At 71.5% G+C, this 14,525-nt stretch carries 14 protein-coding genes; 7 read left to right on the plus strand and 7 right to left on the minus strand.

The annotated features are described in order from the left end of the window. Positions 1 to 7 precede the first annotated feature (7 nt). Complete coding sequence (locus tag ACIBHX_RS01195) at positions 8 to 2,707, minus strand: BTAD domain-containing putative transcriptional regulator (protein ID WP_397063028.1); 2,700 nt, start codon at positions 2,705 to 2,707, stop codon at positions 8 to 10. Between the two features lie 125 nt (positions 2,708 to 2,832). Here ACIBHX_RS01195 and ACIBHX_RS01200 point away from each other — a divergent pair, with 125 nt between their 5' ends. Both ACIBHX_RS01200 and ACIBHX_RS01205 read left to right on the plus strand, forming a co-directional pair. Then, positions 2,833 to 3,831, plus strand: a complete 999-nt coding sequence (locus ACIBHX_RS01200) for a carboxymuconolactone decarboxylase family protein (protein WP_397063030.1) — start codon at positions 2,833 to 2,835, stop codon at positions 3,829 to 3,831. Between the two features lie 58 nt (positions 3,832 to 3,889). Beyond that, positions 3,890 to 4,429 carry a pyridoxamine 5'-phosphate oxidase family protein gene (locus ACIBHX_RS01205; RefSeq protein ID WP_397063032.1) on the plus strand — a complete coding sequence of 180 codons (540 nt, stop codon included), beginning with the start codon at positions 3,890 to 3,892 and terminating at the stop codon, positions 4,427 to 4,429. Here the strand turns inward: ACIBHX_RS01205 and ACIBHX_RS01210 are convergent. Genes ACIBHX_RS01210 through ACIBHX_RS01220 form a run of 3 tightly spaced genes read right to left on the minus strand, consistent with a single transcriptional unit; the run spans position 4,358 to position 7,589 of the window. Next, positions 4,358 to 5,176 carry an ABC transporter permease gene (locus tag ACIBHX_RS01210; RefSeq protein ID WP_397063034.1) on the minus strand — a complete coding sequence of 273 codons (819 nt, stop codon included), beginning with the start codon at positions 5,174 to 5,176 and terminating at the stop codon, positions 4,358 to 4,360. The genes ACIBHX_RS01205 and ACIBHX_RS01210 overlap by 72 nt on opposite strands. Then, a complete protein-coding gene (locus ACIBHX_RS01215) occupies positions 5,173 to 6,678 on the minus strand; it encodes an ABC transporter permease subunit (RefSeq protein ID WP_397063036.1) in 1,506 nt (501 codons plus the stop codon). The genes ACIBHX_RS01210 and ACIBHX_RS01215 overlap by 4 nt, the downstream gene beginning before the upstream one ends. Next, positions 6,675 to 7,589, minus strand: a complete 915-nt coding sequence (locus ACIBHX_RS01220; RefSeq protein WP_397063038.1) for an ATP-binding cassette domain-containing protein — start codon at positions 7,587 to 7,589, stop codon at positions 6,675 to 6,677. Before ACIBHX_RS01220 ends, ACIBHX_RS01215 begins: the two co-directional genes overlap by 4 nt. A gap of 135 nt (positions 7,590 to 7,724) precedes the next feature. On the opposite strand from ACIBHX_RS01220, the gene ACIBHX_RS01225 reads away from it, so the two are divergent. Then, complete coding sequence (locus ACIBHX_RS01225; RefSeq protein WP_397063040.1) at positions 7,725 to 8,945, plus strand: sensor histidine kinase; 1,221 nt, start codon at positions 7,725 to 7,727, stop codon at positions 8,943 to 8,945. Further along, entirely contained in the window at positions 8,942 to 9,598 is a 657-nt protein-coding gene (locus ACIBHX_RS01230; protein WP_397063042.1) for a response regulator, read from the plus strand. The genes ACIBHX_RS01225 and ACIBHX_RS01230 overlap by 4 nt, the downstream gene beginning before the upstream one ends. Positions 9,599 to 10,053: 455 nt before the next feature. Here ACIBHX_RS01230 and ACIBHX_RS01235 read toward each other — a convergent pair whose 3' ends face one another. Next, entirely contained in the window at positions 10,054 to 10,431 is a 378-nt protein-coding gene (locus ACIBHX_RS01235) for an ester cyclase (protein ID WP_397063044.1), read from the minus strand. A gap of 87 nt (positions 10,432 to 10,518) precedes the next feature. On the opposite strand from ACIBHX_RS01235, the gene ACIBHX_RS01240 reads away from it, so the two are divergent. Continuing rightward, positions 10,519 to 10,977 carry a MarR family winged helix-turn-helix transcriptional regulator gene (locus ACIBHX_RS01240; protein WP_397063046.1) on the plus strand — a complete coding sequence of 153 codons (459 nt, stop codon included), beginning with the start codon at positions 10,519 to 10,521 and terminating at the stop codon, positions 10,975 to 10,977. Between the two features lie 479 nt (positions 10,978 to 11,456). Here the strand turns inward: ACIBHX_RS01240 and ACIBHX_RS01245 are convergent, their stop codons facing one another. After that, entirely contained in the window at positions 11,457 to 11,954 is a 498-nt protein-coding gene (locus ACIBHX_RS01245; protein ID WP_397063048.1) for a beta-class carbonic anhydrase, read from the minus strand. A gap of 138 nt (positions 11,955 to 12,092) precedes the next feature. On the opposite strand from ACIBHX_RS01245, the gene ACIBHX_RS01250 reads away from it, so the two are divergent. Next, complete coding sequence (locus ACIBHX_RS01250; RefSeq protein ID WP_397063050.1) at positions 12,093 to 12,407, plus strand: hypothetical protein; 315 nt, start codon at positions 12,093 to 12,095, stop codon at positions 12,405 to 12,407. A gap of 152 nt (positions 12,408 to 12,559) precedes the next feature. Beyond that, positions 12,560 to 12,811 carry a hypothetical protein gene (locus tag ACIBHX_RS01255; protein WP_397063052.1) on the plus strand — a complete coding sequence of 84 codons (252 nt, stop codon included), beginning with the start codon at positions 12,560 to 12,562 and terminating at the stop codon, positions 12,809 to 12,811. Positions 12,812 to 12,936: 125 nt separating this feature from the next. Here ACIBHX_RS01255 and ACIBHX_RS01260 read toward each other — a convergent pair whose 3' ends face one another. Then, positions 12,937 to 14,454, minus strand: coding sequence for a hypothetical protein (locus ACIBHX_RS01260; RefSeq protein ID WP_397063054.1), 1,518 nt, complete (start codon positions 14,452 to 14,454; stop codon positions 12,937 to 12,939). Positions 14,455 to 14,525 lie beyond the last annotated feature (71 nt).

Raw genomic sequence — 14,525 nt, forward strand, 5'->3', positions numbered from 1 at the left:
CCGGCCGTTACTCGGCGGGCAGGGAGGCGAGGGCGTCGCGGGCTCGGCCGGCCTCGGGCGACAGGTCGATCTCCTGGGCGAGGACGAGGGCGGCCGTGTGGTGGGCGCGAGCCTGGACCGCGTCGCCGGCCGACCTGGCCACCTCGCCCAGGCCGTTGAGCGCCTCCGCCTCGCCGCCCCGGTTGCCCAGCTCGCGCCAGAGCTCCAGCGCCCGCCGGTAGTGGTCCGCGGCCCGCTCGTGGTCGCCCTGACGCAGGAAGAGCAGGCCGAGGTGGTCGAGCGCCTCGGCCTCCCCGCCGCGGTCGCCCAGCCGGCGGTGCAGCACGAGGCTCTCTCTGAGGTGCTCGTCCGCCTCCGCGTGCCGGTCCAGCCGCGCCAGCACCAGGCCGAGGCTGGTCAGCACGTTGGCCTCGCCGCCTCCGCCGTCGCCGAGCTCGCGGAACAGGTCGAGAGCGGGACGGAAGTGCGCGTGGGCGCCCTCCAGGTCGCCCTCGCGCCAGCGGGCGTTCCCCAGGCTGTTGAGCGCGCGGGCCTGGCCGATTCGGTCGCCCAGCTCGCGGTAGAGGTCGAGGGCGCGCCCGGAGTTCGCCGCGGCCTCGCCGTACCTGCCCTGGCGGGCCTGCTCCCAGCCCAGGTGGATGAGCGCGCGGGCCTCGCCGGAGGCGTCGCCGAGGCGGCGCTGAGCCTGCGCGGCGTGTGTGTGCAGGGTGAGCGCGTCGGTGTGGTGGTCGTGGTCGTAGAGGTACAGGTGCAGCAGCACCGCCAGCCTGCCCGCGTGCTCCTCGGCGTGCGCGGCGATCGCCAGCAGGTTGGGCAGCTCGACCGCCAGCCACGCCCGCGCCCCTGCACTGTCGCCGAAGGGGTCGCCGAAAGGGTCGCCGAAGGGTACGGCGAGCCGCGGCGTTTCCGGCTCGGGGTGGGACATATGCGGATACAGCAGGCACACCGCGGCCCAGGTGGCGGCCAGGAAGTAGTCCATGACCCGGGCGACCGCCTCGGGGGAGTCCTCGGCGGTGTCCCTGGCGTACTCGCGCAGCAGGTCGTGGAAGGTGTAGCGGCCCGGCTCGCGCTGCAGCAGGACGTGCGCGTCGAGCAGGTCCTCCAGCAGCGCCTCGGCCCGCTCAGGCGGCAGGTCGCAGAGGACGCCCGCGGCCGTGGCGTCCAGGTCGCGCCCGGGATACAGGCCGAGCAGGCCGAAGACGCGCTGCTGTGCGGGGTCCAGCTGCTGGTGGGACAGGGCGAACGCGGCCGCCACCCCGCGCTCGGCGGTCGCCAGCTCGCCCAGCCTGCGGCGCTGGTCGCGCAGCCTGCCCGCCAGGTACTCCACGCTCCAGCGCGGCCGGTGGTGCAGCCGCGCGGCGGCGATGCGGACCGCGAGCGGCAGGAATCCGCACAGCTGCAGCACGTCCATGGTGGCGATCGGTTCGGACCGGGCCCGCTCGCCCACGACGGCGGCGAACAGCTCGAGCGCGTCGCGGGCGGGCAGCACGTCCACCGACAGCGCACGGGCGCCGTCCAGGTCGGTCAGCCGGCGGCGGCTGGTGACCAGGATGAGGCTGCTGGACAGGCCGGGCAGCAGCGGGCGCACCTGCTCGGCGTCGGCGGCGTTGTCCAGCACGGCCACCACACGCCGCTCGGCCAGCTCGGCCCGCCACAGCGCGGCCCTGTCAGGCAGCGCGGCGGGGATGCGATCTGCGGGTACGCCCAGCTGGCGTAGCAGCGTGTCGAGGGCGGCGCCGGGCTCGAGCGGGTCCTGGCCGGCGGTGTGCGCCTGCAGGTCGACGAAGAGCTGCCCGTCGGGGAAGCGGCCGGCCAGCCGGTGCGCGGCGTGCACGGCCAGCGTGGTCTTGCCGATGCCGGCCATGCCGTCGATCGCGGAGATCGTCACCGTCCCCGACCCGGCGGCCTGGAGCAGGTGGTCGAGCTCGGCCGCGCGCCCGGTGAAGTCGGGCGTGCCGTACGGCAGGTAACTCACCCTCCGCGGTGGGTCGACGGAGGACGGGCGGCCGGGGTTGTCGCGGAGGATCTGCTCCTCCAGGGCGGTGAAGGTGCGGCTCGGGTCGAGGCCCTGGTCCTCGGCGAGCCGCTCGCGGAAGGCGCGGGCGAGCGCCAGAGCGTCCGCCTGCCTGCCCGCGCGGTGCAGGGCGAGCATGAGCTGGGTGGTCAGCCGCTCCCGGAGCGGGTGCGCGGCCACGTGCGCGGACAGCTCCTCGATGAGCTCGTCCTGACGGCCGAGCGCCAGGTCCAGCTCGGCCAGGCGTTCCACGGCGGCCAGCCGCCGTTCCTCCAGGCGGGTCCTGGCGCTGTCGGTGTAGTCGGCGTTCAGGTCCGCAAGCGGCCTGCCCCGCCACAGCCCCAGCGCGTCGCGGATCCGCCGGGCGGCCTCAGCGGGCTCGTCACCGGCCTCGGCCAGGCGGCCGGTGAACTCCTCCAGGTCGAGCCCGCCGGGCTCGGGGAGGATCACGTAGCCGCCCGCGCGGGTCTCCAGCAGGTGTGCCGCGTCTACGGCGCGCAGCGTGCGGCGGAGCGCGGTGATCGCGGCGTGGATCTGCGAGCGGGCCGTGTCCGGCGGGGCGCCGCCCCACATGGCCTCGATGAGCTGGTCGGCGCTGATCACGCGACGGGCGTTCAGCAGCAGGTAGGCCAGGATCGCGCGGTGCCGCGGGGTGGGGCTCGGCACGTACCGGCCCGGGGCGTGAATCTCCATGGGACCCAGGATCCGGAACTCCACGTACACCATCCACTACACAACGTCATATCGGAAACGCATCGCAAATCTATCAAAACGCCTCGCCACGATGGGAGTCATCGAAGGAAAGGAGGAGATCAGGAATGCCGGGACTCCCGCTCGTCCAGCCGGAGGACGCCACCCCCGAGGTGGCCCGCCTGCTGGACGCGGTGCAGGCCATGACGGGCCTGACGCCCAACCTGGCCAAGGCGATGGCCAACAGCCCGGCAGTGCTCCGGGCCTACCTGGAGTTCGCGGGCGCGCTCCAACGCGGGGGCCTGTCCGCGGCCGACCGGGAGCGGATCGCGCTGCTGGTCGCCCAGCACAACGCCGCCGACTACGGCCTGTCCGCGCACACCTACGTGGGCACCAAGGTCGCCGGCCTGACCGAGCGGGAGGCCGTCAGAGCCCGGCGCGGCGGTGACGCCCATCCGGTGCTCGCCTTCGCCGCGGCGCTGCTCATGCGGCGCGGCCACATCACCGACGAGGAACTGCGCGCCGCGCGCGAGGGCGGGCTGTCCGACACCCATCTCGCCGAGATCGTCGCGCACGTCGCGTTCAACGTTTTCAGCGACTACTTCACCAACGCGGCCCGGGTCGCCATCGACTGGCCGCTCGTCCATCACACCAACCTCGAAAGGACAACAATCATGCAGGCTCGGATGAAGAACCCCGCCCAGATCCTTCCCGGCGCGATGGAGCCGATCTTCGCGCTGTTCAAGGCCGTCAAGTCGGGCGGCGTGCCCGAGACGACGCTGGAGCTGGTGCACCTGCGCGTCAGCCAGGTCAACGGCTGCAGCGCCTGCGTGGACGCCGGCGCCAAGTCGGCCAGGAAGGCGGGGGAGACCGACGAGCGCCTGTTCGCGGTGGCCGCCTGGCGCGAGACCTCCTACTTCACCGACGCGGAGCGGGCCGCGCTCGCGCTGGCCGAGTCGGCCACCCGCCTGGCCGACCGCCCCGACGCCGTCCCGGACGAGATCTGGGAGGAGGCCGCCGGCCACTACGACGAGCCGGGCCTGGCCTCGATCATCATGATGATCGCCGTGACGAACCTGTTCAACCGGCTCAACGCCACCACCAGGCAGATCGCCGGCGCCTGGTGACGCGCCACGAGGGGGCGGCACCGCGCGTGTCGCCCCCTCCACTGGCAGCATCGCACTCATGGAGGAGGCCATGATGATCGAGGAGCCCCGCAGCAGGGAGCAGCGCATGAAGGACACGCTGCACCGGCTGGAGAACGATGTGGACTGCTGGGTGGCGACGACCGCCGGCGAGTCCGCGTACCTGGTTCCGCTGTCGTTTCTGTGGGACGGAAGCACGCTGCTGCTGTCGACGCCCGAGTCCAGCCCCACGGGACGCAACCTGCGCGCGCGGGCCACGGCGCGGATCGGGCTCGGCCCGACCCGCGACGTGGTGCTGATCGACGGCACCGTCCAGGTCGTGCGGATGGCGGATCTGCCGAAGGAGACCGGCGACGCCTTCGCGGTCAAGACCGGGTTCGACCCGCGCGACCTGGGGACCCCGTACGTGTACTTCCGCATCGCCCCGCAGCGCATCCAGGCCTGGCGGGAGGCCAATGAGCTGGCCGAGCGCGACCTCATGCGCAAGGGCCGCTGGGTGAACTCCGCCCTAGGCGTCCCGGTGCCGCAGGAGGAGCCCGCCACACAGCAGGCCGACTCCGGCCCATGCGGCCAGCACTGACAGGCCCGCCCACGGGGTGATCGGCCAGGCCGCCAGATCGCGGGTGGCCTGGATGGCCAGGCCCGCGTTCATCGGAGTGATGCGGAAGATCAATTTCTGCAGATGGGGGTCGGGGAACACGAAGAGCAGCAGCGGCAGGAACAGCAGCCCCAGGATCGAGCCGATGGCCGCGGCCGAGTCTCTGACCGCGGTCCCGACGCCCAGGCTCAGCAACCCGACCAACGCCAGGTAGAGCATCGAGCCCGCCGCCGCGCGCAGCGTCGGGCCGTCGGCGAGCGTCAGCGGCGGGTAGCCGTGCTCGGGGGTGAACCCGCTGCCCGGCAGCAGCAACCGCCCTGCGGCCAGCGCCCCTGGCACGGCCACGATCCCGGCGGCCAGGACCAGCCCGGTGACGACGATCGCTTTGGCGGCCAGCACCGTGCTTCTGCGTGGCATCGCGGTGAGGGTGGTGCGGATCATGCCGGACGTGTACTCGCCCGAGACCACCAGTATGGCGAGCATCGCGACGGCCACCTGCCCGACGGTGACCCCGGACAGGCTGATCTTGACGGGGTCCTGGAGACAGCCGGTGCGCGGACATGGATCGGCGAAGGTCAGCGCCGCGGTCATGGAGCTGACGGCCACGGTCAGCGCCACGATGCCGAGCAGTAGCCACCCGGTCCCGCCCACGGTCCGCAGCTTCGTCCACTCGGCCCGCAACGCCCACGCCAGCTGTCCCCGCGTGCCAGGTGTCAGGGTGGTCCTCATACGTCCCTCCGGCGCAGACGGTGAACGGCCAGGCCCAGGGCGAGCGCGGCGTAGGCGCACAGGACGGCGAAGCCCGCCCACGGCGCCAGCGGGTAGTACCCGTCCGACGGCGCGGCGTAGCCCGTCGACTGCGGGTACTCCGGCATCGTCTGCTGGATGGCGAACCCGGCGGCGGGCGTGAGCCGCAGCAGCCACTGCGCCGCCGACATCGGCAGCACCGAGGCCGTGGCCAGGATCTCGGGCACCACGATCACCGCGATGGTCACGATGACCGCCGCCGCGCTGCGCCGGAACAGCGACCCCAGCGCGAGCGCGAGCACGGCCACGACCGCCACCAGCGCCGCGGTCCCCACGATCAGCCGCACCTGGGTGAGCGCGGGGACCGGCAGGATGGGGGCCTGGTTGCCGCGCAGGATCGCCGAGCACACCGGCACCACGACCGCCGCGGCCACCAGCCCGGCGGCGAAGGACACCGCCCCGATCACCAGCGCCTTGGCCAGCAGCGACCGCCCTCGACGCGGGCCGGCGGCCAGCGTGGTGCGGATCAGCCCGCGCCGGTACTCGGCGGTGATGAACAGCACCGCCACCACGATCATCACGATCAAGCCGGCCAGCAGCCCGGTCAGGGTGCGCTCGAGGGACTGCCCGCCCTCGGGGCCCATCGGCGAGATGTCGCCGGTGCCCGTCACGGTGAACGTCCCGCCCGACTGGACCAGCCCGTTCGGGCGGTGGTACTTCTCCCAGTCCGTCCGTCCATCGCCGACGCCCACGTCCTGCTGCAGCCATGTCCTGCCCTGCGTCCTGCCCTGCAGCGTGACGTGGTCGAAGACGGCCGAGGTCTGCGTGAAACGCATCTGTACGATGCTGCCGCCCATCGACTGCTGCCGGACGGTGAGGTCCCCGGGCGAGTTCGCGAACATCCCGATCTGCACCGTCTCCGGCAGCCCCGCCAGGCGGGCCTTGCCGATCTCGCTCCACGCCGACCCGTCGGCCGACTCGTATCCGGTGATCGTGTCGCCGGCGCGGGTGAGCCGGAGCCAGCGCGGTGCCGGGCCTGGTTTGCCCGCTATGTCCTCGGTGAAGTTGTGCTGCATCCGCACGCCGTGGCTGCCGGTCAGCGCCACCGCCGCGTAGGGGGCTCCCTGCGTGGTGCTCTGCTTGATGATGACGCCCGCCTTGGCCCAGGGCACCAGCCCGCTGACGATCTGGTCGTGGTTGGGCGGCGGGTAGGTGATGATCCCCGTCATCGACGTCAGGTGCACCGTGATGCTGCCGTCGCCGCTCAGAGGCTGGTGCGCGAAGGTGAACCGGTCGTTCACGGCCTCCCCGCCGGGCCCCAGCGGGTTGGCCGGGCAGGGCACCTCCTTGGCCCCTTGGCTGCAGGAGGAGTGGGAGCCCATCGCGAACATCACGCCGAGCAGTACCACGACCACCACGAATACCGCGGTGCCCGCCACCCAGCCGCGCACGGTCCTGAACTTGGTCCATTCCGCGCGGATCACGACGCCGCCCTGAACTCGACCGCGTCCCTGGTGAGCTCCATGTAGGCCTCCTCCAGCGTCGCCCGGTGCGCGGCCACCTCGGAGAACGGCACCCCGCTGCGACCGAGCAACGCCACGACGTGCTCCGACGGCAGCCCGGTGACGGTCACCGTGTCGCGCGCGGTCGCGGCCACGGTGGCGCCCGCGTGCGCGAGCGCGGCCATCGCCTCGTCCCGTGCCGTCGTGCGTAGCGTGACCCTGCCGCCGGACGCCGTCGCGATCAGGTCGGCCACGCTGGTGTCCGCCACCACCCGGCCGCGGCCCACCACCACGAGATGGCCGGCGGTGTCCTCCAGCTCGCTCATCAGGTGGCTGGACACCAGCACGGCGCGACCCTGCGCGGCCAGCGACCGCAGGAAGCCCCTGATCCACACCATGCCCTCCGGGTCGAGCCCGTTGAACGGCTCGTCCAGCATGAGCACCGGCGGGTCGCCGAGTAGCGCCGCGGCGATCCCGAGCCGCTGCCGCATGCCCAGCGAGTAGCCGCCGGCCCTGCGCCGCGCGGCCGAGCTCAGCCCGACCAGCTCGATCACCTCGTCCACCCGGGCGGCGCCCAGCCCCTGGGAGTGAGCCAGCCACAGCAGGTGGTTGCGGCCCGCGCGGCTGGGCTGCAGCGCCGCCGCGTCGAGCAGCGCCCCCACGTGGCTCAGCGGCCGCCGCAGGCTCTGGTACGGCAGGCCGCCCACCAGCGCGCGCCCCTCGTCCGGCGCGTCCAGCCCGAGCACCACCCGCATCGTGGTGGACTTGCCCGCGCCGTTCGGGCCGACGAACCCGGTCACCTGCCCCGGCGCGACCGTGAACGACATGCCGTCCAGCGCCAGGGTGCGGCCGAATCGCTTGCGCAGCCCGGCGACTTCGATAGTTGCTTCCATGCCAGGCAGAGTATGGACGCCCGCCACCCGCGGTCGTCACGGCGCGGAGCGATCTTCGCCGTCGCTGGCGTGAGCTACCGCGTGTCCCTCGTGCGAGGGATGCCCCAGGTCCTGGTGTCGGTGACAATGACACTCGTGCACGAATGGGTCGAGAGGGGACGGCGGATCGCCGTGGTCGGGGTGCTGCTCGCCCTGCTGGCGGTCGCCGAGTCGATCGTGCAGGCCCGGACGACCCCGCTGACCTACCTCATGGGCGGCTATTCCGATACGGCCCCCGCCGGGCAGCCGCTGCCGCACCACGGGCTGAACCCGCCGCCCGTCGACGGCGGCAACATCACGCTCTACTACGTGATCTTCCCGCTGATCGCGCTCGCCACCACGCTGCCGGTGGCGCTGCTGCGGGAGCGGGCCGCCGCGCTCGTCGTGTCGGCCGCGTGCGTGCTGTCGCTGACGGCCTTCCAGACGCTGACCGTGGCGGGCGCGGCCGCCCAGCTGATCGCCGGCTACCGCCTCGGGCTGGCGGGCTCACGGCTGTCGGTGCTGCTCGCCGTACCGTTTCCGGTGCTCGCTGTGGTCGGCGGGCTGGACGGCGAGGCGCGCGTGCTGACGCTCGTGCTGGCCTCGCTCGGCCCCGCCGCCGCCCTCGCGGGACTGGTACGGCGGGCCAGGGGAGAGGCGTCGGAGAGCGCCGCGGCCCAGCAGGGCATCGCCGACTCCCTGCTGGAGCACACCGCCAGGGGCGAGCGCGCCAGGATCGCCCGCGAGCTGCACGACGTGGTCGCCCACCACATCTCCATGGTCGCGGTGCAGGCCGAGACGGCCAGGCTCACCACCCCGGGGATGCCGCAGGCGGGAGCCGAGCGGCTGTCGGCCATCGGCGACACAGCCAGGTCCGCGCTGACCGAGATGCGCCGGCTGCTCGGCGTGCTGCGGGAGGACGCAGAGGCGGAGCCCGACGTGCGGCGGCCCCAGCCAGGGCTGCGGGAGCTGGGAGAGCTGCTCGACGAGTCGCGCGAGGCGTCCGGATCGGCGATCCGGCTGATCCTGAGCGGATCGCCCGCAGCGCTGGATCCCGGCGTGGAGCTGGCCGCCTACCGCATCGTCCAGGAGGCGCTCACCAACGCCCGCCGGCACGCGCCCGGCGCGGCCGTGGACGTGGAGCTCCACTACACCGCCGACCTCCTGCACCTGCGTATCCGCGACAACGGTCCCGGCGCCACCGCCGGGACCGACATGGGGCACGGGCTGGCCGGGATGCGGGAGCGGGCCGTCGCGGTCGGCGGCGAGCTGTCCACCGGCGCCGACCCCGGCGGCGGGTTCCTCATCGAGGCCCGCCTCCCTGGAGCGTCCGCATGAGCGTGCGGATCGTGGTCGCCGACGACCACCTGGTGGTGCGGACCGGGTTCGCCGAGCTGCTGAACACCCAGCCCGACTTCGAGGTCGTCGGCACGGCCTCCGACGGCGCCGAGGCGGTGCGCGTGTGCAGCGAGCTGTCGCCCGACGTGGTGCTCATGGACATTCGCATGCCCGTCATGGACGGCATCGAGGCCACCAAGCGCCTCGACGGGCCGCGGGTGCTCATCCTGACCACCTTCGACCTGGACGAGTACGTCTACGACGCGTTGCGCGCCGGAGCCAGCGGCTTCCTGCTCAAGGACGTCACCGCCGAGCGCCTGTTCGACGCCGTGCGCGTCATCGCCGCCGGTGAGGCGCTGCTGGCCCCGGCGATCACCCGGCGCCTGATCGACGAGTTCGCCCAGCTGCGTCCCCAGCCCGAGGCCGTCGCCACCGCCAGCCTGACCCCGCGCGAGACCCAGGTCCTGCGCCTGGTCGCCGAGGGCCTGTCGAACCCGGAGATCGCGGCCCGCCTCACCGTGACGGAGGAGACGGTGAAGACCCACGTCAGCCGCGTGCTGAACAAGCTCGGCCTGCGCGACAGGACCCAGGCCGTGGTCGCCGCCTACGAGTCGGGCCTGGTCGTGCCACGCCGAAACCGCGGGCCAGGATAAGCCCGCCCGTAGCGGCCTGGGACGCGGGTCCTGCCCGCGGCTTCCAGCGCCGCCGCCCTCTCGCCCCCACGTGACCGCCTGACCCGCTGGATCCTGGAGATTCCAGGCGCCGGGTCGGCGCGGAGGTGAACGGCGAAGGGCGGCGCCTCGTACGGCGGGCACCCAAGGAACCGGGGTGCCCGCGAAACGAAGGGTGTAGCCGTGCCGGGTCCGGTGCGTCGTAGCGGCGCGCAACCCTGTATCACCGGAGGAGCGTCTCCCTGGACAGGGCCCAGCCGGAGTGCGGCGGTTGGCGGTGGGGCGGCTGGCCGTACAAGAGCATCTCCGGGAAGAAGCCCGTACGAGAGCACTCTGAGAAGAAGCCCGTACGAGAGAAGATTTCTCGGAAGCGACGCTATTTGAGAAAAAATCTCTCAGAGGATAGCCATTTTGAGAGAAGATCTCTGAGATGAGATCTAGGCCGCCGCTCTGAAGAGGGAGCTGACGTCGACGACGGGAACCACCTCGGAGACGCGGCCGTCCTCGAAGCGGAAGAAAACGCAGGCGCGGATCTCCAGCGGACGGCCCGTGGGCGCGAAGCCGAAGAAGTCGCCCTTGTGCGTGCCGCGCAGTGTCCAGCGGGTGGCGGCGCGGTCGCCGTCCGAGATGACGTCCTCGATGTCGAATCGCAGGTCGGGTACGGCGGCGCGGAGGTAATGCGCGGTCTCCTTAATGGCCTGCGGTCCGGTCGCGCCGCGGCCTCCGCTGAAGGCGGGGGAGACGATCTCGTCGGCCACTTCGAGTCTGTTCTGGTTGAGGATTTCGTCGTAGAACCGCATGACGATGTCTTTCATCGTGACATCCTTCCGGTAACCTAGTGGCTAGAGAACCAGATCTCTAGTTTTCCTAGACACTTGGCACGCTAAGGAGTTGGCGGCGGGATGTCAAGCCGTGCTGAAGCGATCAACGGGCTGCTCGACGCGCTGCGGCGGGCCAACGTGCTGACCGTGTCCATGAGTCAGGCCGCGGCGGAGCGGATCGGGGTCAACACCACCGACCTGCACTGCCTCAACCTGCTGAGCGCCGGCCCGATGACGGCCAGCGAGCTCGCCAGGCAGGCGGGCATCACCACGGCCTCGATCACCGGCGTGATCGACCGGCTGGAGGCAGCCGGCTACGTCCGCCGCGAACGCGACACCGCCGACCGCCGCAAGGTCGTGGTCTCGCTGATCCTTGAGCGCGCCGTGGCCGACGTGGCACCGGTCTTCGCCCCGCTCATCAAGTCCTGGCGTGCGGCCATGTCCGACTATTCGGACGAGGAACTGGAGCTCATCAAGACCTTCCTCACCAAAACAGAGGACATCTTCACCACCGAGGTAACCAACCTCCGCACCCGCTAACGACCCCGCACCTCACCCCTCCAGGCACCAGGCCGACACGCTGCCCACCGAAAGGCAGCGCCTTGTGCGGTGGGCAGCAGGGGTCCGGGGTGGCCGCCCTGCCAAGGGGCCGGGTCGTGGGTTCCGCGGGGTCCCGTGCGCGGGTCGGCGGGACATGATCCGGCGAACGGCGGCGCCTTGTGCGGTGGGCAATCAAGAGGCCGAGGTGCCTGCGCCGCGACGGGATGGGTGACCCGGGGCTGGGGCGGGTGGTCCCGCGAGGCGGAGGGGTGTGAGGCGTGGGCGCGATGGTGGGCCGTGGGAGGTGGGTTCCTGGTGGCGTGGCGGTGGGTAAGTGGCACCGACTCGCCGGAAGCGCCGCCCACGGGCCCCCAGCCGAAGTGCGGCGGGCGGCCGGTGGGGCGGCTTGCCGTATGGGAAGAGTGCTCTTGCCCTGAGCGGCGGGCCCTGAATAGAGAGCCCTGGGTGGGGAGGGGGATCTAGGGGATTGCCACGGGGAGGAGTTTGCCGGTGTGGACGTCGTAGATGGCGCCGGCTATGGGCATGCCCTCGGGGAGGAAGGGGGTGGTGCGGATGCGGGTGAGGTCGTGTTCGAGCGCCGCGCCCTGGTCGGGCACGGTGTGGAACTCCAGGCTGCGCGTGTCCACGCCGCTCTGCTGCGTCAGCTCGTGCACGTCGGTGTCCGTGACCTTGGACATGCCGCAGTCGGTGTGCGGCATGACGAGCACGCGTTCGACGCCCAGCAGGTAGACGGCCAGTACGAGCGTGCGCAGGACGTCGTCGGTCACGCGCGCCCCGGCGTTGCGGAGGATCTTGGCGTCGCCGGGCTTCAGTCCGAGCAGTCCGAGCGGGTCGATGCGGGAGTCCATGCAGGTGACCACGGCCAATCCGCGTGCCGCCCGCCCCGTGAGATGAGAATCCTCGAACGTTTCCGCATATTTCGCGTTAGCGGCGAGTAGGTCGTCAAACGGACTCATGGCATAGATAGTCCCGCATGCCCCAATGGTGGTGTTCACAGGGGTGCCGACAGGCGGAGTTACGCCAACGTCCCACGATCAATGCTCACTTTGCGTGATGATGTCGTAGCCCAAAGTGTGTGATCGAAGAAGGTTGTCGTGAGTAGGTCCGAATCGCTCGCCGCTTACCTGCGCGCCCAGGCTCGCCGCCGCCTCGACCGGGTGGAGTCCAACGACGACGGCCGCAACGCCAGGGCCGCGCTGGCACTGCTCGACGCCGCCGCCTACGCCGCCGGCCTGCCCGACGACGACCCGCTCGTCCTGCTGCTGGACCAGTCCGGCTGCTACGGGCCGCTGGGCTGCGAGGACTTCGACCCCGGCGAGTCAGGCCGCCGCCTCATCCGCGACTGGCCCGGCGGCCAGCCCCACGAACTCCTCCTCGCCATCCCCCACGCCATCGCCGCCCACACCTAGCCACTCCTGGTTCTGTCGGTGACAAGTGACAGCGTTTGCCGGTCTCCTGCGACGGCGATCGTTTCCGCTGGAAGACGATGTCGCTGAGAAGTGACAGCGCCCGGGGACTTGCGGTGAGAGCATCGGTGTGCTTCGCGGGATGAAGTGGCGCGGTGGCCGGGGTGCTGGGTTTCTCCCGCAGCCGGGTGGAGTCGGAGCGGTGGGTGGCCTTCAGAAGCTGGGCCGGCATCGACGCCTTCTACTGCCGGCCCGGGCTGATCGGCGCGCATGAGAAGGACGGGGTGGAGGGCCAGATCGGCGCCCGCGGAATCGGGCTTATCGACCAGCATCGCGAGCGCGTCGCCTGGCACCAGCGGTCAGCGGCGCAGGATCGGCGAACAGCCAGCCAAGATCGGCCACATTGACCGGGATTCAGGCGCCGAACCGGCAAGGGCGCGTGGACCGGCAGTGCTGACTGCTCAAACTTCGATGTCACGAGACTTGGCCTTGGGTTGCTACCGCCGATCGTGCCGGCCAAGATTCTGTACCTTTAGGCGAGCGGAACCTGACGTGAAACCTTCCTGCGGTGTACGGCTATCGCCGCCCCGAGGGCGAGGGCGGCATATCCGCAGGTCACGGTCAAACCTGCCCATGGCGGGAGCGGGTAGTAGCCCCAGAGCGGTGACGGGTCGACGTCCACATGCGCGAACGTGGGGACGCTCTGCGTGATCGCGAACCCGGCGGCAGGGGTGATCATCAGTAGCCATGGCGCCAGGCCCGCGGTCGCCAGCAGGTAGGGCACGACGACCAGCGCGATGGCCAGCCCGATGGCGACGATGGCCCGCTTGATCAGCGCGGCGAGGCCCAGAGCCAGCACGGCGGCGGCCGCGGTCAGTGCCGCGTAGCCGACGATCACCCGGAGCTCGGTACCCAAGGTGAGCGGCTGAACCGGGTTCTGATGGGCACGCAACAGTGCCAAACCGCCGGGGACCACGACCCCCGAGGTCACCAACCCCGCCGCGAACGCGACCGCGCCGACCACCACGGCCTTGGCCACGAGCGGCCGCGCCGGATGCGGCTCGACCGGCGGGCCGGTCCAGATCAGCCCGCGCCGGTAGTCTGCCGTGAAGAACGTGACCGCCACCACGAGCATCAGGATCAGCCCCACGGCCCCGCCGATCAGCGTGAAGTCGGCGCGCAGACCGCCCTCCACCGTGGCGGGCCCGATGTCACCACCCCCGGTCACGATGAGCTTGTCTCCGGACTCGACGACCCCGCCCGGGTGATGCGGGGTCTTGCCGTCGGACTCCATGACGACGCCGACGTCGTCGCGGCGCCACGAACCGTTCGGGCCCTGCAGCGTGATCTGGTCGAAGGTGGCGGTGGCCTGGGCGAAGGCTTCCGCCATGTCCCACAAGGCGCCTGGTGAGGTGGCGAACAGCCCGATCTCGACCGTCTCTGGCAGCCCGGTCAGCTTGGCTGTGCTGATCGCGGTCCACGTCTTGCCGTCGTCTGACTCGTAGCCGGCGATGGTGTCGCCCGACCTGGTCAGCCGCAGCCACTGCGGCCCATTGTGCGGACCGCCGGCCACGTCGTGGGTGAAGTTGTACTGCATCCGCACGCCGTGATCTCCAGTGAGCATGACGGCGGCGTACGGTGTGCCCTGCTTGAGGCTCTGCCGTACGAGGAGCCCGGCCTTCGCCCAAGGCACCATCCCCTCCTTGATGTTGCGCACCCCGGGTACGGCGTCCGGCAGCCGCATCTGCCCGGTCATATCCGACACACGGGCGGTGATGCTGCCGTTCCCCTTGAGCGGCTGGTGCACGAAGTAGTACTTGTCCTGCACAGCCGTGCCATCGGGTCCCAGCAATGGCGCGGGGCAGGGGCCTTCGCCCTTCCCTGTCACGCAGGTGCTGCGGGCGCCCCCGGTGATCAGCAATCCGAGCGATACGGTGACCAGCACGGAGGCCGCCATGGTGAGCACCCAGCCTCGCCCGGTGCGAAACCTGGTCCATTCCGCGCGCAGCAACTCGGGGAAGCCCGATCGGTTAGGCGTCGATGGATTCATGCCGACGGTTGTACGCGGCACCTGGTTCCAACCGGGTCGCAGCGGCTGCGACCCGGCTGCGACCGGGGATC

The sequence above is a fragment of the Nonomuraea sp. NPDC050536 genome (assembly GCF_044457685.1).
Taxonomy (GTDB): domain Bacteria; phylum Actinomycetota; class Actinomycetes; order Streptosporangiales; family Streptosporangiaceae; genus Nonomuraea.

Excerpts from the sequence above, each read along its gene's own strand:
- ACIBHX_RS01200 (WP_397063030.1), top strand. The coding sequence starts at position 2,833 with ATGCCGGGACTCCCGCTCGTCCAGCCGGAGGACGCCACCCCCGAGGTG.
- ACIBHX_RS01240 (WP_397063046.1), top strand. The coding sequence starts at position 10,519 with ATGTCAAGCCGTGCTGAAGCGATCAACGGGCTGCTCGACGCGCTGCGG.
- ACIBHX_RS01195 (WP_397063028.1), bottom strand. The coding sequence starts at position 2,707 with ATGGAGATTCACGCCCCGGGCCGGTACGTGCCGAGCCCCACCCCGCGG.
- ACIBHX_RS01230 (WP_397063042.1), top strand. The coding sequence starts at position 8,942 with ATGAGCGTGCGGATCGTGGTCGCCGACGACCACCTGGTGGTGCGGACC.
- ACIBHX_RS01260 (WP_397063054.1), bottom strand. The coding sequence starts at position 14,454 with ATGAATCCATCGACGCCTAACCGATCGGGCTTCCCCGAGTTGCTGCGC.
- ACIBHX_RS01245 (WP_397063048.1), bottom strand. The coding sequence starts at position 11,954 with ATGAGTCCGTTTGACGACCTACTCGCCGCTAACGCGAAATATGCGGAA.
- ACIBHX_RS01205 (WP_397063032.1), top strand. The coding sequence starts at position 3,890 with ATGGAGGAGGCCATGATGATCGAGGAGCCCCGCAGCAGGGAGCAGCGC.
- ACIBHX_RS01235 (WP_397063044.1), bottom strand. The coding sequence starts at position 10,431 with ATGAAAGACATCGTCATGCGGTTCTACGACGAAATCCTCAACCAGAAC.
- ACIBHX_RS01220 (WP_397063038.1), bottom strand. The coding sequence starts at position 7,589 with ATGGAAGCAACTATCGAAGTCGCCGGGCTGCGCAAGCGATTCGGCCGC.
- ACIBHX_RS01210 (WP_397063034.1), bottom strand. The coding sequence starts at position 5,176 with ATGAGGACCACCCTGACACCTGGCACGCGGGGACAGCTGGCGTGGGCG.